The organism is Mycobacterium mantenii, from assembly GCF_010731775.1.
GTDB lineage: Bacteria > Actinomycetota > Actinomycetes > Mycobacteriales > Mycobacteriaceae > Mycobacterium > Mycobacterium mantenii.
In genome coordinates, this window is the sequence record NZ_AP022590.1 from 1,035,794 (window position 1) to 1,053,402 (window position 17,609).

At 62.7% G+C, this 17,609-nt stretch carries 20 protein-coding genes and 1 pseudogene; 9 read left to right on the top strand and 12 right to left on the bottom strand.

Annotated features, from left to right (window positions below; translation table 11 throughout):
- The first annotated feature begins 938 nt into the window (after window positions 1-938).
- The 3 genes from G6N50_RS04775 (at window position 939) to G6N50_RS04785 (ending at window position 4,425) form a co-directional block, all read left to right on the top strand.
- The gene (locus G6N50_RS04775) at window positions 939-1,418 is read left to right on the top strand and encodes a hypothetical protein (RefSeq protein WP_142275465.1); all 480 of its coding nucleotides are present in this window, start codon (window positions 939-941) and stop codon (window positions 1,416-1,418) included.
- 769 nt (window positions 1,419-2,187) lie between these two features.
- Complete coding sequence (locus G6N50_RS04780) at window positions 2,188-2,754, top strand: hypothetical protein (RefSeq protein WP_083093995.1); 567 nt, start codon at window positions 2,188-2,190, stop codon at window positions 2,752-2,754.
- A gap of 1,353 nt (window positions 2,755-4,107) precedes the next feature.
- The gene (locus G6N50_RS04785; protein WP_158086047.1) at window positions 4,108-4,425 is read left to right on the top strand and encodes a DUF732 domain-containing protein; all 318 of its coding nucleotides are present in this window, start codon (window positions 4,108-4,110) and stop codon (window positions 4,423-4,425) included.
- Between the two features lie 226 nt (window positions 4,426-4,651).
- On the opposite strand, the gene G6N50_RS29215 is transcribed toward G6N50_RS04785, so the two are convergent.
- The 6 genes and pseudogenes from G6N50_RS29215 to G6N50_RS29695 form a co-directional block, all read right to left on the bottom strand.
- Complete coding sequence (locus G6N50_RS29215) at window positions 4,652-4,867, bottom strand: hypothetical protein (protein WP_232068883.1); 216 nt, start codon at window positions 4,865-4,867, stop codon at window positions 4,652-4,654.
- A gap of 57 nt (window positions 4,868-4,924) precedes the next feature.
- Window positions 4,925-5,131: pseudogene (locus G6N50_RS29875) on the bottom strand (integrase core domain-containing protein); the annotation flags it as partial.
- Entirely contained in the window at window positions 5,070-6,182 is a 1,113-nt protein-coding gene (locus tag G6N50_RS04795; protein WP_083100310.1) for an IS110 family RNA-guided transposase, read from the bottom strand. The pseudogene G6N50_RS29875 and the gene G6N50_RS04795, both read right to left, overlap by 62 nt.
- 192 nt (window positions 6,183-6,374) lie before the next feature.
- Entirely contained in the window at window positions 6,375-6,602 is a 228-nt protein-coding gene (locus G6N50_RS29225; RefSeq protein WP_232068884.1) for a hypothetical protein, read from the bottom strand.
- Window positions 6,599-7,147: a helix-turn-helix domain-containing protein gene (locus G6N50_RS04800; protein ID WP_232068885.1), complete on the bottom strand. Its 549-nt coding sequence runs from the start codon at window positions 7,145-7,147 to the stop codon at window positions 6,599-6,601. The genes G6N50_RS29225 and G6N50_RS04800 overlap by 4 nt, the downstream gene beginning before the upstream one ends.
- Window positions 7,148-7,279: 132 nt before the next feature.
- On the bottom strand, window positions 7,280-7,408 hold the full coding sequence (locus tag G6N50_RS29695; protein WP_264028746.1) for a hypothetical protein: 129 nt from the start codon (window positions 7,406-7,408) through the stop codon (window positions 7,280-7,282).
- A gap of 299 nt (window positions 7,409-7,707) precedes the next feature.
- Here G6N50_RS29695 and G6N50_RS04805 point away from each other — a divergent pair, with 299 nt between their 5' ends.
- Window positions 7,708-8,676 (top strand): hypothetical protein, encoded by a 969-nt coding sequence (locus tag G6N50_RS04805; protein ID WP_142275563.1) that lies wholly within the window; start codon window positions 7,708-7,710, stop codon window positions 8,674-8,676.
- Between the two features lie 116 nt (window positions 8,677-8,792).
- Window positions 8,793-9,128, top strand: a complete 336-nt coding sequence (locus G6N50_RS04810; RefSeq protein ID WP_232068886.1) for a hypothetical protein — start codon at window positions 8,793-8,795, stop codon at window positions 9,126-9,128.
- A 17-nt stretch (window positions 9,129-9,145) separates the two neighbouring features.
- On the opposite strand, the gene G6N50_RS04815 is transcribed toward G6N50_RS04810, so the two are convergent.
- Complete coding sequence (locus G6N50_RS04815) at window positions 9,146-9,820, bottom strand: DUF2510 domain-containing protein (protein ID WP_083095275.1); 675 nt, start codon at window positions 9,818-9,820, stop codon at window positions 9,146-9,148.
- A gap of 315 nt (window positions 9,821-10,135) precedes the next feature.
- Between G6N50_RS04815 and G6N50_RS04820 the strand changes: the two genes are divergently transcribed.
- Window positions 10,136-10,435 carry a hypothetical protein gene (locus tag G6N50_RS04820; protein WP_083095274.1) on the top strand — a complete coding sequence of 100 codons (300 nt, stop codon included), beginning with the start codon at window positions 10,136-10,138 and terminating at the stop codon, window positions 10,433-10,435.
- Between the two features lie 26 nt (window positions 10,436-10,461).
- On the opposite strand, the gene G6N50_RS04825 is transcribed toward G6N50_RS04820, so the two are convergent.
- From G6N50_RS04825 to G6N50_RS04840, 4 genes are all read right to left on the bottom strand, one after another.
- Entirely contained in the window at window positions 10,462-10,896 is a 435-nt protein-coding gene (locus G6N50_RS04825) for a DUF4383 domain-containing protein (protein WP_083095273.1), read from the bottom strand.
- Between the two features lie 76 nt (window positions 10,897-10,972).
- On the bottom strand, window positions 10,973-11,551 hold the full coding sequence (locus tag G6N50_RS04830) for a cyclic nucleotide-binding domain-containing protein (protein WP_083095272.1): 579 nt from the start codon (window positions 11,549-11,551) through the stop codon (window positions 10,973-10,975).
- A gap of 97 nt (window positions 11,552-11,648) precedes the next feature.
- Window positions 11,649-13,205, bottom strand: coding sequence for a succinic semialdehyde dehydrogenase (locus tag G6N50_RS04835; RefSeq protein ID WP_083095271.1), 1,557 nt, complete (start codon window positions 13,203-13,205; stop codon window positions 11,649-11,651).
- Between the two features lie 228 nt (window positions 13,206-13,433).
- The gene (locus G6N50_RS04840) at window positions 13,434-13,793 is read right to left on the bottom strand and encodes a hypothetical protein (RefSeq protein WP_083095270.1); all 360 of its coding nucleotides are present in this window, start codon (window positions 13,791-13,793) and stop codon (window positions 13,434-13,436) included.
- Between the two features lie 207 nt (window positions 13,794-14,000).
- Here G6N50_RS04840 and G6N50_RS04845 point away from each other — a divergent pair, with 207 nt between their 5' ends.
- Together G6N50_RS04845 and G6N50_RS04850 are read left to right on the top strand one after the other, a co-directional pair.
- On the top strand, window positions 14,001-14,459 hold the full coding sequence (locus tag G6N50_RS04845; protein WP_083095269.1) for a hypothetical protein: 459 nt from the start codon (window positions 14,001-14,003) through the stop codon (window positions 14,457-14,459).
- A gap of 91 nt (window positions 14,460-14,550) precedes the next feature.
- Entirely contained in the window at window positions 14,551-15,297 is a 747-nt protein-coding gene (locus G6N50_RS04850; RefSeq protein ID WP_083095268.1) for an ANTAR domain-containing protein, read from the top strand.
- A gap of 34 nt (window positions 15,298-15,331) precedes the next feature.
- Here the strand turns inward: G6N50_RS04850 and G6N50_RS04855 are convergent, their stop codons facing one another.
- Window positions 15,332-16,120 (bottom strand): GAP family protein, encoded by a 789-nt coding sequence (locus G6N50_RS04855; RefSeq protein ID WP_083095267.1) that lies wholly within the window; start codon window positions 16,118-16,120, stop codon window positions 15,332-15,334.
- A 1,208-nt stretch (window positions 16,121-17,328) separates the two neighbouring features.
- Here G6N50_RS04855 and G6N50_RS04860 point away from each other — a divergent pair.
- Window positions 17,329-17,556 (top strand): MbtH family protein, encoded by a 228-nt coding sequence (locus G6N50_RS04860; RefSeq protein ID WP_083095266.1) that lies wholly within the window; start codon window positions 17,329-17,331, stop codon window positions 17,554-17,556.
- The last annotated feature ends 53 nt before the right edge of the window (window positions 17,557-17,609 follow it).

Here is a 17,609-nt window from a genome sequence, read left to right on the forward strand (position 1 = left end):
TTCCAGTCGATTGCGTCATCTGTTCGAAAGGCGAATCTGCGTAGGGGTCAGCTGATCGGTGAGGTCGCGCCAGGTGGTCGCGTTGTCGTCATGGGCGGTGTCCGTCATGGCTAACCCTTTCGTATCGCGATCCGGTAGCCAAGCCCTTCAGATCAGTTGAGCACGTATTGGGCATGGCACCTGTTCAGATTCCTAAAAACACCCTTTGAACTGCGGTAATACTGGTGCGCGATACTGGGATTGAATCAGACGAAGTCTCGCCCAACGACCGGAGGCCGCTCGGCAGCGGGGTACCGCCGCGATAGGGCCCGACCATGCTGGACTATGCGGCGGGAGCGGTCGCGGCGCCAGCCCGCTCACATCACGTCCAGAGCGGCCGCGGCGACGTCGAGCGCACCTGCGATGCCGGCGGGCATCGAACGACACCGCGGCGGCGACCAGCCGAGCGTCCACCCCACGCAGGTCGGCGAGCGCGCACAAATGCCGCGGTGAGCATAGTGCCGACCGTGGCTCGGGCGGGTATGAAAGCGCGGTCCGTACCGCCATTCATACCGCCATTAGGGTCGATTGACCGCGACTTTCCGTAGATGTCCGCGGCTGTGTCTGTGTGCGGTAATCCGCTGTGCCGCAAGGGATATAGCACACATTCGCGGACGCCTGCGTATACCGCCGTTAAGCCTGGGGGTCAAGTGGTCGCAGGTTCAAATCCTGTCAGCCCGACAACAGGTCAGAGGGTATTTCACCTCTGGCAAATAGCCTTGGAAAAGGCTTTGACCCCAATTCTTACCCCAATTGGCCGGTAAGATCAGTCCATGGCAAAGCGGGCAGCAAATGGTCGCGGAGCAATTCGGCACCGTCCAGACGGACGGTGGGAAGCCCGGCTCAGTTACGTCGATTCCGCTACCGGCCAACGCAAGCGCGTCAGCGTGCTCAGGGCAATGATGACAATCGTCTTATCACCCGTGAAAATTCTCTTGCGGCATAAGGCAGCGTCGAGCACAAGAAGCCCTCGATCAGCACGCCGTTTTCGAGGAGGAGTTTTCGGTGGTGAGGTTCTGCTGTCGGTCGCGTTGCTGACCGCCGGTTGGGACCTGCCTATCGCGGTTGCCGATGAAGGCACACCAGTGGTGGTTGACTGCGGTCAGCCGCAAGTCAGGCCGGAACACATTATTTTGACCTGCGCTGACAACACCTGGGCAATCGACAACCTCGTCTGGCGCAGCTGGGGAGCTGATGGCGCAACCGGCAGCGGCATCGAATTTAAGGTCACCTGCGTTCCGAACTGTGCGCAAGGCTCGCCGACCTACTCTCCGGTGACGGTTACGCTCACCGGCGCTACCCCTCCCGACTTCCGCTACACCACCGCGGTAATCGCCGACCAAAACACAGGCAGGTCGGATACCTGGCCAATGAGGTAGATGGGAGGCGGCAGTCATGGGTTAGCCCCGTCCGGCCTCTGCCAAGGTGATTGATTCGATTCCAAGTATTAGATGTCGGCTAGGCGAACCGGTCCCAACGAAACCGCTTACACAGACGGCCGACGCGGATACATTGATGGCCTCGGGTATGGGGAACGATTTCCGCACGACAACACCGGAGTTGAGTTATGTCGCGTGTCGCTAGCTACGCACGGATGAAGCAGTCCGCGCGGACGGGTCGCAGAAGTTGCCTTGTTACGACGTCAACGCTGGCGTGCGCTGGCCTAGGCGTATTGCTCTGGGGCACTGTTGGGTTCGCGCCCAATGCCGCCGCCGCGCCGCCTGGCACCACATGCGGAACGGTTACTGATGTACCCGGCCGTACACAACCAGTGGTTGTGCTCAAAGGTGATGTCGACTGCTCGACAGCAATACGCATCGCAAACCGCTACTTCCACGATCCGTCCGTGCCGAAGAGCGACGGGTCGAGTGCCGAAGCGACGGTCGAAGGGTGGCAATGCTTGATTCCTATACTTCCGGGCCGCACACATGCTGACTCGTATGGGGAATGCGACCTAGCCGGGAGCGGGTTCAGGATGGGTAACTGACGGGTCTATCGCAGTGATGACCGGCTACTTGGCAATCGCGAAGCGCCCCATAATCGTTGGGCTTTCCGCTTGCTTTGCATCCATCTGGGTCGCGATGGCGAGGTGCGCTTGCGCAGCGTCGGCTAAAAAGACGAGACGTTGTCAATGCTGACAAGCATGCCGTGGCCGGAGGCGGCGAGCCGCAAAACGACTTGGTGCTTCGGAGGCTGGCCGACGTCTCCGTCGTCGCGATCTTGCTGTTATTCGCAGTTGTCGGGCTGCTTTGGCGGCCATGGCAGCACCCGGAGTCCAACACCACGATCACCTCATCGAGCAACGCACCGACCACCTCCACCCCCGCCGGGACCACGACGGCAGCACTATCCTTTACTGCCCCGCCGCCAGTGACGGTGACAGCGTCAGCACCGGCGCACGATCCCGCCCGTGAGAAGAGTTTTCTGGCCGGGCTGGATGCGGCGGCGGCGCTATCGGGGCCGAAGCACGTCTCCTACGCCACGATTCCTGGTAGTCACGGTGCGTACATGGGCGACCCTTCCGCGTGGATGCCCGGTGGCTCAGTGCTCAAGTACGTCTACCAGGCGTGCGCTGTGTTGGCTCGGTATCCACATCATTACGAGCAGGCCACCGATCCCTTCTACGAGGAGGTGGGGATGCCCATGGACGTCGACGCAAAGACGCAGCAAGAGAGAGTGACCTACATGCAGATCGTCGGGTTCGACCTGTGCTAATCCCAGACACGCCCTCCCAAATCGGAAGGGGCGGCGCCGATTACCATCGATCTATCGGCGGGGGTTGATCTCATTCTGGCGTCGATCGTGACAGCTACATACGAGCCGAGCCGACTAACCCGTTGGGGACGGGCAAATCTGCTGATTTTCGTGCGAGTGATAGATACCACCTGTTACTTTGCTGACAATCACGTCGGGTGTGATCGAGAAGCTAGACACGGCAAACGTTTCTGCTCGAAACAGCAGTTTCTTGGGGGAAGCCATTAGATGGCTGGGTGCGGAGCGCGACGGGGTGCGCCTCCGCTAAAAGCCTTGCCGTATCGACTCCATGGTGCAGACAGGTGACGCAAGGCCCGTTACTGACCGTGACCAAACCCAAAAAGACGGCCATGAGGAAAACGCTGATCGCTACGGCGGCAGGAGAAATGCCCTCTCCCCGAGGGAAAAGGTACTGAAAAATGAAAGCAAAAAACACTCGTGGCATCGCTATTGCTGCGCTGGCTGCAGCCCCGGCCGGCGTTGTCGCGCCAGCGAATGCGGCACAGCATGGTGATGACCGTTCCGGTCCAGCATCCAATCACGGGCGAACCCCTTGCCTGGACGTGTGGAGGCACTGGCCGTTGCAGCTGGTGCGCAAGCCCACCCGACGCCCGTGTCGAACTGCGTTAGGGCACCGCACTTGGTGCTGAACTACTGAAACAACATAACTAGGAGGAAAACGAGTGAAGAAGATAGCAACAATCATCGGCGCTGGCGCGGCGGCTCTCGCAATCGCTACGGCAGCCCCAGCCACTGCAGCCCAGGGCGGCTTTGACCACAATGGCAATCCACACGCTTGGATCAAAGTTGGCTACCAGGAAATGAATATTCATCCCAATCATACTGGTGGGTATGACCAGAACTACCACGGAGGTTGCCCTGGCGTTTCAGATAGGCACCAATGCGACCAGTTGACACAGGGTATTACGCGTGAGTGGTTAGCTGCCCCAGGTCGCAAAGTCGGTGGGTATTGGGCAGAGTATTACCCCAATACCGGCGCGTTGCGCTCGGGAACGTGGTGATGAGGGCCGCACTAATGGGAGCGGTAGCTGCTTCGGCAGCCGCCCTCTCCCTGCTTACCTTCACACCGCACGCAGCGGCCCAGCCAGCCGGGTGCTCCGACCCCAACCAGACAACGGCCTATGTCGACACGTCGTGGAGTTCGCACAACGACGGTGTCTGGGTGGCGTGTGTGCCTTACACGGACGTCAATCACGAATGCTTTGCCTCATTTGCGAAGGCGAAGAAGCTCTACCGACGTGGGGAAGGCCCAGCCCCGGAGTGCCGCAGCATCTACAACCCACCGAGGTCTTGATGAAGATTGCTGTCGCGGCATTGGCCGCAGGAATCGTTCTGGCCGGGAGCCCACCAGCAGCCCACGCCGAACCGCAATGCACTGAGGACTGCGGCGAAAGCCAACCGCAGTACCTCATGAATGAGTTGCGTCGCGGCGGCATCCAGCCCGACAGTGTTCGCCAAGCTGTCGCCACAGCCAAAGCCATCTGCGCTCACGCGAATGCGGGAGCGACACGCGAACAACTCAGAACAATCGCAGGCGACGGGTCTCCCGCGCAGACCGATGTCGTCATCAACGCCGCCATTAAGATCTACTGCCCAGGAGCGAAAGCTTGAGACACGCACTTGCGGGCATCGCCGCCGGGCTGGGTTTGGCACCGCCTGCCCACGCCGACCAGACACCGACATTGGGCGTCGCCCACCCGTCAGGCTCGCCCTACGCGGACGGGCTGGGCACAGTATGCCCAACGGTGTTCTCACTAGGAGCAACCGCAATGAGCACAATCCGCAAAATCAACTGGGATTCCTGGGGCGGACCCCACGCGACCGGCCACGGCATGCGTCAGGCGGCGGCTATGCCAGCCCCCGAAACAAGGAATCTGGTGGCGAAGGATCTCGGCACGACGCGGATGTCGCGGTCGTCGATGAGCACGGTGACTTTGGTGCCGGTGCGGCGCTTGCCCAGGCCAATGTGGTGCAGGCGGCTGTTGTAGCGGATGGTGATGGCGCCGGCGGCGTCGATGGTGTCGGTGCGTATGCGGCAGTGGGCGGGGATCACGTAGCCGGTTGGGGTGGCTTTGGGGCGGTGAGTGTAGGCCTGGGTCGGAGTGCGTCTGTGGAGTGCACGGTGTGGTCGGTGCTGGTTGTAGTAGACGCGGAATTGGTCGCAAAGGTGTTGGAGTTCAGCGATTGTGGCCGCGGGATGTGCAGTTAGGCATTTCTTTTGAGTTTGGTGGAAGCGCTCGATGCTCCTATGTTTGTCAAGCGGCGGTTTGGTGGGGTTCAGCTGCTGGCGTTGAGGTTGCCTGTGGGCGTGGGAGATTGGCGTAGATTTCGCGGGCGATGTAGCGCTTGAGGCAGCGGATGATCTCGCGTTTGGTGAGTCCTTCGTTGGTGCGGCGTTCTACGTAGGCGCGGGTGGGTTCGTGGTGTCGCAGTCGCACGATCGTAACGATGTAGAGGGCACTGTTGGCCTGTCGGTCGCCGCTGCGCGATAGCCGGTGTCGGCCGGTCGTGCGGCCGCTGCTGGCGGGCTGTGGTGCCACGCCGCAGAGTTTGGCGAAAGCGGCTTCGTCGTGGATGCGTTCTGGATTGTCTCCGGTGGTGACGAGGAACTGGCCGGCCAGCTCGACACCGACGCCGAAGAGCTCAACGAGATCAGGTGCGGCGGCGCGAACGACGACCTCAATTTGTTTGTTGAGTGCTTTGATTTCGCCGTCAAGAGCCTTCCACCTGCGGGCCAGGTCGCGAAGGGCGGTCTTGATGCTGGCCATCAGCAGGCGCTCGGGGTGAGCACACAGGTGAGCGAAGTCGGTGGTTTCGGGCCGAAGACCGAGGCAACGATTGATCAGGGTTCGCTTGGTCAGCGTGACGAGCTCGTCGCGCAGCGGCGATGGGGCGCCGATCATGATCCCGAACAAGGTGTTGAAAGTTTGGGTTCGGGCCTTGACTGCGCTGCTGCGGGTGACACGTAAAGTGCGGATCACTTCGACCATGCCGCACTTGGACTTTGGTGTCGCGGTCGAGGTTTGGCCGAGTACGGCACGGGCGATCTGCTCGGCGTCGAGACGGTCAGACTTGCCGTCCATTCGTCGAGCGATGCGGTTAGGTCGGTTTACCTCGATGACTCGTTCGCCGGCGGTCGTCAGGGCGCGAGTCAGCGTTGCACCGAATGATCCGGTGCTTTCGACGCCGATCGCCTCAAGTGCTCCGTGCGTGCGCATCCAAGACAGCAGCGCGTGGTAGCCAGCGTCGGTCGCAGGGAACTCCTGATGACCGAGCAACCGACCGTGCTGGTCGATGACCGCGGCGTAGTGAGTGTGCTTATGCGTGTCAACGCCACCGATGACAGTCTCGACTTCTGTTGCGATCATGGAATTCGCTCCTCCGTTAGGGCCAATCTGACGGTTGGGCGAACCGGCCGGACGGAGCGACAGGTCTGTGACGGGGCTTCTAGTCCAAGCTCCTATCAGGTCAGATCCGTCTGGCCGGTGCGCACCGCGACGCTGCACCGGCGTCGACCGACAAATCGAACGCAGGACACCTTGGTCACACCTTGGCCGGGGTCAGGCCGACCGGTGCAGCGTCGTCGATAAGTCTTCACAGACTTTTCCGCAGGTCTGTGGATGGTAGGGCCGGCTGGTCAGGTAGGTGATGCCCAGTGTGCCTAGGGTGATTTCCAGGGCGGTACAGCCGCCGCGTCGGGGTGCTCCGGTGAAGATGGCGCCGTTGTCGGTGAGCACCGAGGCGGGTGGGCCCCAGGTGGTGAAGGCGGTGGTGAAGGTTGCGGTCACGTCGGGGCCACTGATGTTGCGGCGGCCAGGCTGGCGATGGCCAGACGGGAGTGGTCATCGATGATGTTGAGGATTTCCACGCCGCCGCCGTGGGCGAGGTGCCAATCGGTGACGTCGGCTTGCCAGCATTGGTTGGGCAGGTCGGCGCAGAAGCGCTTCCAGGAGGAGCGGGGCCGTTTGTGCGGTTGGGGTGTGACGAAGCCACGACGCTTTAAGATTCGCCAGATGGTGGAGACGGCAGGCACATTCGTGATAGTGGGGTTGGTGGCGAGATGGGCGGCGATGGTGTCGGCGCCGGCATCTAGACCGCGTTTGGTCAGGGTCTTGCGTAGCCGTACGATGCGCTCTTCGACCTCTACGGTGACGGCTTGAGGGCTGTGGTGCGGACGCCGTGAACGCGGGAGGTAGGCCGCGTCGCCGTCGGCCTCGTAGCGTTTGCACAGTTGTTGGATCCACTGCCGGGAGACGCCGTAGTCGCGAGCGACTTCGGTTTTGCTGCGTCCTTCCAGTACCACAGCGGTGATGACGAGCTGCGCGTTCGACATGGCTGACCTCCCCAGCTTGCAGAGGTGTCAACTATGTCGCGAGACAGCTGCCAACTATGTCCTGGAATCAAACACTGTCAGCCCGACCGTTGGTCAACGCACGTTAGATCGTTTTGCCACCAGCCGCTGTGATCAGCAGCCGACCGGGCCGCCGCCCGCTGGGCAGGTGGGTATGTTGATAATCGGTAGGCAGCTCACGGACGTCGTCGAGACGGCGAACGCGAGCAGCAGCACAAACAGGACCTTCTTCCCCCTCGTCATGACTGAAAAGCGTATGCCCGCCCGGGGTTTCCGGCGGTGGTTTCCGCACCAGCTGCAGAAATCCCCGAGCAGCTGGGAGGCGCGCAGCTACTTTTGCTCGCCCTCGGATTACTACTCGTCGCCGTGCTCGTCTACCCCGTCGACTTTCCACACCGCGAGATGCTGCGGCGGCAACGACGTCGAATAACTTGAGTGATGGAAACGGCGGCGCTACTCACACCCGAGCGCAGATCGGAGTGCATGAGAGCGAGGGTCGACCTGTTCTGGCGAACGACCTGCGGATGTGAATGTCGTGCGGGATGATCTTCGCAAGGCTGGGTCACTGGTATCTGATGCTCGTGTCCATCACGCTAAAGACAGCTGTGGCCAATTCGTTGCTTTTCGAGGAGCGCCAAGTTATGTCGTCGAATTCGGGGAATTCTTCAGATCCGGCTGACCTGCCAACCGGTGGCTCGCCGGCACCGCAAGGCGTGGTGGGCCGAAGTATTGGCTGGGTTTTGTCGCATGGGATCTGGGCGGGGATCGGAGCGATCGCAACTATTTTGGCGCTCGTCGTTGCAATCATGCAGTTGACGAAGCCGGACGGACCGCCCGCCGAGACCAAAGTGAGCGACTGCAGCGCGAACGGGGCTGGCAGTGCAAATGTGAGAGTTGACTGCTCGCACACCGTAAATCAGGGCGCGCCCAATCCCCTGAGTAATGACCCTCGCGCGCAGATCGTCCAACTCACCGGCTCCTGGTCCACGAAAGGGTTCGTGACTGCGATTGTCGATCGCGACACCAGCATCGTGGGTCTGTATCTGCAGTCAGGCATGAAGGCGACGACCCTGCAGGACGGCGCAAGTGCCATCCTGTACGGATTTCAAGGCGTCGCCTCCCAGAACGGCGATCCTGTTGCCTTAGTCAAGACCTTTCAGGCGGCCGGATTCAAGATCGATGATGAACTGCACGACGGCTATCTCATGCATAAGCTTGTCGACCTCTTTCCGTTGCCATTCCACACGGACCTGACGCCCAAGGGCTACACGGGTGGATACCAGGACGGAGTATTCGTTGGCTCGTTGCTGTTCTGGATCGTCCAGCGGGCTGCAGGGTGGGGTCCCACCGACCAGGACATTCAGGTAATCAATTACCTGATCAGCCAAGGTGCCGATTGCAAAGTTCCGCTGTCCTTCCTTAACTACAACGCCAGCCCGAACAGCAACACGCTGGGCGGCACGTCTCCATACGAGAAGTTGCTTCCGATGATGCAGAACTGCGCCAGGTGACCAGGTGGGTCTTCCGGACCCGTGGTACCGAAGAGCAAACTGAGGCAGAAATCCCAGCAGCGGGCGGGCAACCCTCGCCCGCGACGGCCGCTCGACGCGATGAGAGCATGGGCCGGATGACCATCCACACCTGCATGGGCTGCGGCCTGAAAACCCGCTACTCCTATGGGCGCAACTGCACGCGTTGCGGCCTAGAGACCCGCCGCTCGTACTACGGAGATCGGCCCGATCGGTATCAGCAGGTCGCGGTAGCATTCGCGGCGCCCGCGAGGATCGTCAGCCTCAGCGAGAAGCATCCGACGGCCGCGTTGGCGTTGATCGTGCCGGGCGCGCTCATCGCCATGGCAGCAGTCGCCGCCTACCCATTGGTGTTCGTGCCATTGCTGTTTTTGCTCACCGTGTCTTTGGTGGCGTCCATCCGCTTCGCGGATTCCCAGACTTCCTCGAAGTGATTCGACACACCGCCGGCCTACGGCTGAAAGGCCGGAAGAACGTTGCCGGAATCGCGGATCTCCCAGATGCTGGCTTTGCTGATGCCGTCGAAGTTGATCTTGTCCAACGTCGCTCGCGAATACGTGAGGTCGATGGCGACCTGCGTCGAGGTGTTGCCGTACGGGTCGGTCATCGGGAACGTGCCCTGCACGTTCACCGCGGCCGCGTCGGGGTAGGTCGCTCTTGCGTATTTGAGAATGCCGATGGTGTCCAACCGGGCACCGTCCCTGATCAGCTGCTCGGTGTAGTTGTCCCGAATCGCGAATCGGGCGTCCACCACGTCACCGTTCGGGCCAGGAGCGGTGGTGAAGGTGACTCCGTCGGGCTTCTTGGGACCGGCAGGAGCAGCCTCGGTCGATGTCGGCGCTGCCGCCGTGGCCGAACTGCTCGATGCAGTCGATTGGCCGTTCTTCGTGGGGTCGAAGATCCAGCTTTTGCCGACGACGACGAGGAGAACAAGGACGCACAGCGACGCCACGGCCAGGACCGCCTTTGCGGAGAGGCCTTTTTTCGGCGGCTCGGTGGAGAACGCCCACTCACTGGTCCAGCTGGTGCCATCGAAGTACCGCTGCAGCCCGTGGCCTACCCCGGCGGGATCGGGGTACCAGCCCGGCGCTGATTTGGGCGGGAGCGGCGCCTGTTCAGATGGCATCTGCCCATTTTCGTCGCGACGGAGACATCCCGGCCACTTTGTCCCGGTGACCGCTCGAAACGGATCCCGGTCCGTGGCCCGTCATGTGCAACCGTTCAATCCTCGCGCTCCGAATGCTTGGCCATCGCCACCTCCTTCGTCGCCGGAGGACTACCCGCAGCGGCACGGTCTGAAGGCCCCGAGGACAGCAGCCGGACTGCGAAAAGCCGTACCGCCAAGCCTAATGCGTCCGGCGACGTGAACTCGAGATGGCCCTGGCGTGACGGTTCGGCGTTCGCCGCGTTGGTGCGGCCGGTGCGGGCTATGAATCTAGGAGTGAGCAACCACCATGTGAACCTGACCCCGCAGGAAAGCTCGTTGATCGGTGAGAGTCATCCCGAGGCCCTGACGCGCATGGACGAGAAGTCGCTGAAGAACCTGCAGAGCCGGCTTCGGCAAGCGCGGGAGAAGAATTCCAGCCTGTTGCGGCGTCAGGGCGCGGCGCGGGTGACGGCCGAAGGTGCCCGCGGCTCCGCCCAGCCTGCCAACGAAAAGCGCGGCGAAAAGGTGGAGATCTTCGACGAGGCGCTGGCCCGAATAAGCGAGCGCCTTGGTGCCCCCGGTAGCAGCGAGTAGCAGCGAGGACCCCGACGACTTGACTCTCACGGCGCCTTTCGGAGATCACCGAGCGAGTTTCGAAGCCCGCCGTCCATCCGGATCTGCACGGCGGCCACCGCCACCATGATCGCGGCGGTCACCAGGTGCACCACCGCGTCGGTGACGTTGTTGGGGAAGGTGAACACGAACGCGACCTGATGCGAGAAGAAGGCCCAAATGCCCGGCAGCGCGCCGGCTATCGCGGCCAGCAGTAGGTACAGGACGGCCCACGACTTGCGCATCGCAAACACCAGGCCGGGAGCGAATAGCGCGACGCCCGCGACGGCATGCCAGCCGTTGTAGTCCATTCCTAACAGCTGCACGGTCGGCGCGTTGGGCCCGGTCGCGAAGCTGGGATTGATGATGAAGCCGACCACCGCCTGAATGACGTGAACAACACAGATGATCAGCAGCCCGATCTGGGCGAAACTCCACCTCACATTGCACCCCCTTGTGCGCGGCAAGATGGCCCAAATACTACGTTCTGTAGTAGGTCATTGGCAATGAAGGCGGTGACTACGCCGTGCCGTTCCGTTCGATCCAGTGGGTGAGCGCATCTTCGAGTGCGGTCGCGACGTCCACGCCGGCGCTGTCAGCGGCCTGCTCGAACCGCTCGACCAGGTCGGTGCGGACCGAGACGCCCAACCTGGCGTGCGACGGTTTTGGCTTCGGCGGCAGGTCGACGGGGACGTGCCGCGCGACAGACGCGTCGATGATTTGGCGAAGTGCCGGTATCTCGTCGAGCAACGCGGCGAGATCGTCGCGTTCGATACGTAACAACTCGGCCGGCCCCATCGTCGTCACGGTCGCGGAACGCAGCCTCCCACGGTGTAGCGCCGACTCGCCGATCACCTCGCCCGGCCCCAGCGCGGCGACGCGGTCTCGCCCGACGTACACGCCGACCTCCCCGCTGAGCAGGACGTATACCGAGTCCGACGGAGTCTGCTCATGAATCAGCGGCAACGGGGCCGACGTCGACGTTCGATGGGCTGCTCGGGCGAGGCGCTGAAGTTCAGCATCCGAGAAGCTTTCGAACGTGACGTACCGGCGTAGCCGACGAGCGTCTTCCTCGTATCGCTTCGCGTCTGCCTTCATAGCGGACCCCTGACGTGCGATGTGCCCCTGACATCGAAGAGCGTAGCGCGGGTAGCCGGGTCGCCGACAGAACTAAATGCGGTCTAGACCGGCTGCGTCAGTTCCGGCCGGGAAGCCGCATCACCGTCCGCACGATGGGCAACAGCGACTTCTGCCAGAGAGTCCCCGGAATGCCAAGCGGCGGATCGAGATTGAACACGCGCGCCGTCGCGATCGTCTGCGATTCGGTGTACTTCAGCAGGCCCTCGGGACCGTGCCGGCGGCCTACGCCGGACTGGCCCATGCCGCCCATCGGCGCGCTGAGGCTGCCCCACGCGAACGCGTAGCCCTCGTTGACGTTAACCGTCCCCGACCGCAGCCGGGCGGCGATCTGCTGGCCTTCCGCCGACGAGCCGGCCCACACGCTGGCGTTGAGCCCGTATTCGGTGGCATTGGCCTTCTCGACGGCTTCGTCGACGTCGGCGACGGGGTAGATCGAGACGACGGGCCCGAACGTCTCGTTGGCCGCGCACTCCATTTCCGGCGTGACGTCCGTCAGCACCGTGGGCTCGTAGAACAGCGGCCCGATGTCGGGCCGGGCCTTGCCGCCGGCAATCACCTTGGCGCCCTTGGCTTTCGCGTCGTCCACGTGATCGGTCACGGTGTTCAGCTGGCCCGCGGAGATCAAGCTCCCCATGTCGACCGAGAAGTCATACGCGGTGCCCAGCTTCATGTTCCGCACTGCGGCACCGAACTTGCCGGCGAAATCGTCGGCGATGTCCTTCTCGACGTAAATTCGCTCGATCGAGATGCATAGCTGGCCCGCGTTGGAGAAGCACGCGCGGGTCGCCGCCTTGGCGGCTTTGTCGAGGTTCGCCCCCCGGGTGACGATCATCGCGTTCTTGCCCCCGAGCTCGGCCGAGAATCCGATCAGCCGACGGCCGGCGTGTTCCGCGAGCTGCCGGCCGGTGGCCGTCGAACCGGTGAACATCAAGTAGTCGCAGTTGTCGATGATCGCTGTGCCAACCACCGAGCCCGGCCCGGGCGCGACCGCGTAGAGCGCGCGCGGCAGTCCGGCCTTGTACAGAAGCTCGGCACACGCCAGCGCGCAATACGGCGTCTGGCTGTCCGGCTTGAGCACCACGGCGTTGCCGGCCAGCAGGGCCGGCACCGAGTCGGACGCCGTCAGCGTCATGGGATAGTTCCACGGCGAAATCACCCCGACCACGCCCTTGGGCTGGTAACCCACCGTGGTCTTGCCGATCCCCGGGAGCAGCGACTGCACCGTGCGGGGCTTCAGCAGATCCTCCGACACGCGCGCGTAGTAATTCGCGTTCGCCACCAGGTCGACGATCTCCTCCTGTGCGGCCCAGCGGGCCTTGCCCGCCTCCGCCTGCAGGAGATCCATCAGGAACTCGCGATTCTGGACGACCAGGTCGCGATAGCGGCTGATGATCTCGACGCGCTCGGTGACCGGGCGGTTCGCCCAGTCGGCCTGGGCCGCGCGCGCTTCGGCGAACGCGGCTTCGACGTCTTCGGCCGTGGCGATGGGGATGGTGGTCAGCGGCTTGCCGGTGAAGACCTCGTCGATCGTCTTGGTCTGGCGGGCTGCGGCGTCCTTGATCGCGGCCAGCTGGCGCAGGCGGTCGAAGACTTCGGCTGACGGTGCGGGCATTTCGTTACCTCCCGAGGAATCGCAGGCGTCCAGGACACCAGACTATGGTGCTTCCCGGCGGGCTTGTTCCGCCGCCTCTCGCGCTGCACCGCTGCTTACATCATTGGGAGAAATGGCAGCAGCCAGACCAGGGAAAGATCGATCGAGTCTTTGTGTTGCGGGCAATAGGCTGCCACCGAAGCGCCGATAAAGAATCCGGCTCTCGAGTGCATCCGCCCGGTGAGCCGGTCAACGCAACGTTGACTGAGGCATCTGTGCCGCGGTCGCGGCTTGCGTGCTCTGGCCATTCGTTTCCGGGGCGCTCACGTCGCGGAGCTGCACGGGCTGAGAGCGCCAGCCGGCATACCCAAGTGCCGCGCTTATCGCCGCGCAGACAATGGCCTCGGTCCACATGAATCCGACCCCCCACTTCCTACCCAGGAAGATCGGCTCGTCGATGATGCCGCTCGATGTGGCTATGGCGTAGCCGGCGTGTGCGTATGCAATTCCGGCGAACGCTCCGCTGAAGAATTTGCAGGCTTCTCGATTCATTTCTTTCTCCTGTTCCCGGTTGCCACGAAGTCGGGTGATCTCACTGTCGTCCTGCACTCCGACGGGAGGTAGGGGCCAAAGACCTCCCGCGTCGGACCCTTCGTCGCCTCCTCGGACCGTCGTCTAATGGGGGACTTCGGTCCCTATCGGGGAGTTTCTGCTAAATGGTCGAATTACTGCATCAATCACGGAAATTCGAGCATCTCGACACAAAGTCTCGGCCGGTGCCTCGTCGGACGATCAGCACCAGATGGAGGCAATCGGATGAAATTCTCGCCAAAGGTCGACACCGCGACGCGCATCTTCTCCCGGGTGCTGGGTCCGTATTACGCCATCGTCTGCATCACCGGATTGGTGCGCAGGCCGTCCGAGTTGCCGCTGCTCTCTGATGTCGGGATATGGCCGTGGGCGACGGCCGCGCCCATACTGATGATCGGTCTGGTGGTCATCGCCCTGCATCCACACTGGCAAAGCGCGGCGGCGGTCATCATCTCGGTCATGGGCTGGTCGATGGCCCTGCGCGGGTTCGCTCTGCTGGCCTTTCCCGGGGCTTTCTCGTCGATCGTCGGCTCGGTGACGGGCGTGGGGGCGCACCGCACCATCTACGCCATCCTCGGCGGGCTCGGACTGTATCTGACCTACGTCGGCTGGGGACCCGCATCCGGTCAATCCGAGCTACATGAGTTGAGTTCGACGAGGGACGAACATGTCTCGCGTGACTAGGTCGGCGTGAAACGAACCTGGCACAGCCCGCCTTGAGCTTCAACGGATTCGACGGGTTAGGCGCAGCGACGAGGGGGTAAGAGCATAGGCAGTGCGTAACCAAGGTCGGTTCGATGTGATCGCCCGAGAGATGGTCCAGGGGGCTTCGGGCGGTTGTTGCCTGCTCCTCGATCGCGATCTGCGGATCCGCGCGGCCAGCACGGACTACGAGCGCGTCACCCTGCGGCAGCACGGCGAACTTCCCGGGCAATACCTCTTCGACGCCTTCCCGGACAATCCCAAGGATCCGCACGCCGACGGGACGGCGAAGCTCGCGTCGTCGCTGGAGACCGCGATGCAAAGCGGCCACACCCACACGATGCGGATGCAGCGCTACGACATTCCCGATCCCGCGGCGCCCGACGAATTTCTGCCGAAGGTGTGGAGTCCTACCAACTCTCCGTTGCTCGATCACGGCGAGCTGGTCGGCGTGGTGCACCGCGTGGAGGAAGTCGCGCAGAGCCGGCAACTTCTCGACGAGGTGGCGCGCGACATCGATCACGGTGTCGCCTGGGATCCGGCAGACCTGCTGCACACCCTCGAGGCCGTGAGCGCCGTGGAAACCAGCCGTCACCTCCAGCGCCAGCGGGCGTTGGCCACGGAGAACAAGCAACTGATGCGCGCGATCGCGACCCGAGACATGATCGGCCAAGCCAAGGGCATGGTCGTGGAGCGCTTCAATATCGACGCCGATGAGGCCTTCGGCCTGCTGACCAGGCTCTCGCAGGAAACGAACACCAGGGTTGAGGAGATCGCCCGCAACTTGGTGCACGCGGACCTTCCGCCGCGTTTGAGCTAAGCGGTTCGCCGGCCGATCAGACTTCGCCGGCCGGTCAGAGGACGTGCAGGCCCTGGGCGAGTTGGGAAATCCCGACCACCGTGAACAGGGCCACCAGGATGTGCCGGTGATAGGTCCGCACCCAGTTGTGCAGCACGAGCAAGAAGGCTTGAGTTTTCGCCGGCGTGGCGACGTAGCCGACCAGGATGACCTCGACGACGGCATACATCAAGAGGATGAACGCCACGGAGGCGCTGGCCTGCGCGGTGACGGAGGCACCCGAGGCCGCGATGATGGCGACGATGAAAAGGACGCCGTCGATGGGCACCGAGATGATGCCGATCACCCATGCCACCCATGAGGAGCCGCTGTCCCAGGCGTTGTGCATGCGGGCGAGGAGTCGCCGGAACGGGGATGGGTCCTCGGTCGACTCATCCCGCACCCGGGTCAGCAGCCGCGGCATCGCGATCGGTGCCCCGGAGACCGTCGACAACGCGGGAGATCGGTCGTCGTCGGGTGCGGGTTGGGAACGCCGGGTAACGAAGCGCACCGTCATGAGTGCGGCGATCGATAGGCCGACCACACCAAGGCCGATTTGGATCTTCCCGAGGTTCGAGCTCGTCGACTGGGCGGCCGAACCGTGCGCGACATGTCCGAACATCGGCGTGAAATTCAGCAGGATCAGCGGGATGAGCAGCTCGGGTATGCACACCGTCAACCCGCCGAGCCAGTAGGCGAGCAGGCTCGGCCCGGGCCGCGGACGCGAAATCATCAGCAGGGCTAGACCGAGACGGACCGGATTGAGCGCAGCCAAGATCCCCAAGCCCAGCACTGACCCCCACATGGTTCCCGGCTCTACCCGCGAACGTTGGGGGCTAAACGCCGCCCGAAAGCTGGATCAGCGCTGCGAAAATTCTTTTCGGCAAAGCCGGCTATGAATCAGCTGTGTGTGCCTAATCATGATCTCGTTCAACAGTTTTCAATAGCACTGCGCGACGCGTTGCAGGCCTGGTGAGAGACTGGATCCGCAGGCCGGAAAACCGCCCGTCCGCGGTGGACGCTCTCGGAGTCCAGTGTTAGCCGGCCGGCTCGACGCCCCATCGTCGGCGAACGCCGTCAATGCCTTAGCTGCGTGAGAACAATCACAAACTGCCTGCGTGCGGGCGTGTCGAAACGGCAGATCCCGCTTAGCAAATCGCGCCGGGGTGGGGCCGACGGTGGATCCCGCTCGCCGGCATTCGTATGTGCGGACGGATCTTGGGGTCCGGTTGCGCCGGCCACGCTTAACCGGTCGCAGCTACGGGATCGCGCTGAGTGGCGATCGCCGATCGCATGACGCTGGACTTCGGGCTAGCAATCGTCCGTACGTTTTTGCATGGTAGTTGCCGTGGCCGATCCGGAGTCCTGCTGCGCCAGTGGTGAATTCGAGATACGCAGCTAGACGGGCATGAATCACGCGCTTGGGCCAGTTCAACCGGTTGCGTCATCGTTGCGATCGCCGGCGTCGGGGCCGCGGCAGCAGCACGGGCAAATATTTTGCGTTTGCGTAAGCATCACTCCGCTTGGCGGCAACGGCAAACGGCGACAGCCGGTGTTCGGAGGTGGGGAGCGGTCGGTGGCGGGTTCGGGACGTGGAGATGAACCCGGCCGCCCGCGCGACACATTACTTTCGCTAAGTAGCAAAAATCCGGGGGAATAGTTAGTGTGAAAGCTGATTGGTTATGTGAGAACGGGATTCGCATGTTTCGGGCAAGAGCGGGTGGGTACCCCGCGACCGTGGGTCGCGACGGCGAGAGTCGCGCAATCCGTTCGCCAAGGCTGCACAGCCGGGTGAACGGCGACTGTCGCCGAAGGGTCGGGATGGGTACCGCGATTGCCGCGTTGCGGTGCTTCCCCTCACGACCGAGCCCAGCGGTGCAAAAATCCGCCGCCTGGGCCCGTTGACATACTGGCCGAGCCTGACAGCTCAATCCTCAAGCGCCGCAACCAAGTTCGTGCTGCGCGTGCGGCGTAACCTTGTAATCTGCGTCTCGATGTTAGGGGGTCCATCCGTTGCCGCTCAATCCGTTCGATGACGACAATGGCCGTTTTTTCGTCTTAGTCAATAACGAAGAACAACACAGTCTTTGGCCGACATTTACCGACATTCCCGCCGGTTGGAGGGTAGTTTTTGGGGAAGCCAACCGCGCCAGCTGCCTGCAATACATCGAAGAAACTTGGCCAGATATACGGGCCAAAAGCTTGCGCGACACGCTCCGGGCGTCGGTTTCTGATCAGTAGACCGGTGTCGGTATGAAGGATTCTGGGGTCAAACTTTTGGTGGGGGTCTGTTA

Excerpts from the sequence above, each read along its gene's own strand:
- G6N50_RS04775 (WP_142275465.1), top strand. The coding sequence starts at position 939 with ATGATGACAATCGTCTTATCACCCGTGAAAATTCTCTTGCGGCATAAG.
- G6N50_RS04785 (WP_158086047.1), top strand. The coding sequence starts at position 4,108 with ATGAAGATTGCTGTCGCGGCATTGGCCGCAGGAATCGTTCTGGCCGGG.
- G6N50_RS04795 (WP_083100310.1), bottom strand. The coding sequence starts at position 6,182 with ATGATCGCAACAGAAGTCGAGACTGTCATCGGTGGCGTTGACACGCAT.
- G6N50_RS04800 (WP_232068885.1), bottom strand. The coding sequence starts at position 7,147 with ATGTCGAACGCGCAGCTCGTCATCACCGCTGTGGTACTGGAAGGACGC.
- G6N50_RS29695 (WP_264028746.1), bottom strand. The coding sequence starts at position 7,408 with ATGACGAGGGGGAAGAAGGTCCTGTTTGTGCTGCTGCTCGCGTTCGCC.
- G6N50_RS04805 (WP_142275563.1), top strand. The coding sequence starts at position 7,708 with ATGATCTTCGCAAGGCTGGGTCACTGGTATCTGATGCTCGTGTCCATC.
- G6N50_RS04810 (WP_232068886.1), top strand. The coding sequence starts at position 8,793 with ATGACCATCCACACCTGCATGGGCTGCGGCCTGAAAACCCGCTACTCC.
- G6N50_RS04815 (WP_083095275.1), bottom strand. The coding sequence starts at position 9,820 with ATGCCATCTGAACAGGCGCCGCTCCCGCCCAAATCAGCGCCGGGCTGG.
- G6N50_RS04830 (WP_083095272.1), bottom strand. The coding sequence starts at position 11,551 with ATGAAGGCAGACGCGAAGCGATACGAGGAAGACGCTCGTCGGCTACGC.
- G6N50_RS04835 (WP_083095271.1), bottom strand. The coding sequence starts at position 13,205 with ATGCCCGCACCGTCAGCCGAAGTCTTCGACCGCCTGCGCCAGCTGGCC.
- G6N50_RS04845 (WP_083095269.1), top strand. The coding sequence starts at position 14,001 with ATGAAATTCTCGCCAAAGGTCGACACCGCGACGCGCATCTTCTCCCGG.
- G6N50_RS04855 (WP_083095267.1), bottom strand. The coding sequence starts at position 16,120 with ATGTGGGGGTCAGTGCTGGGCTTGGGGATCTTGGCTGCGCTCAATCCG.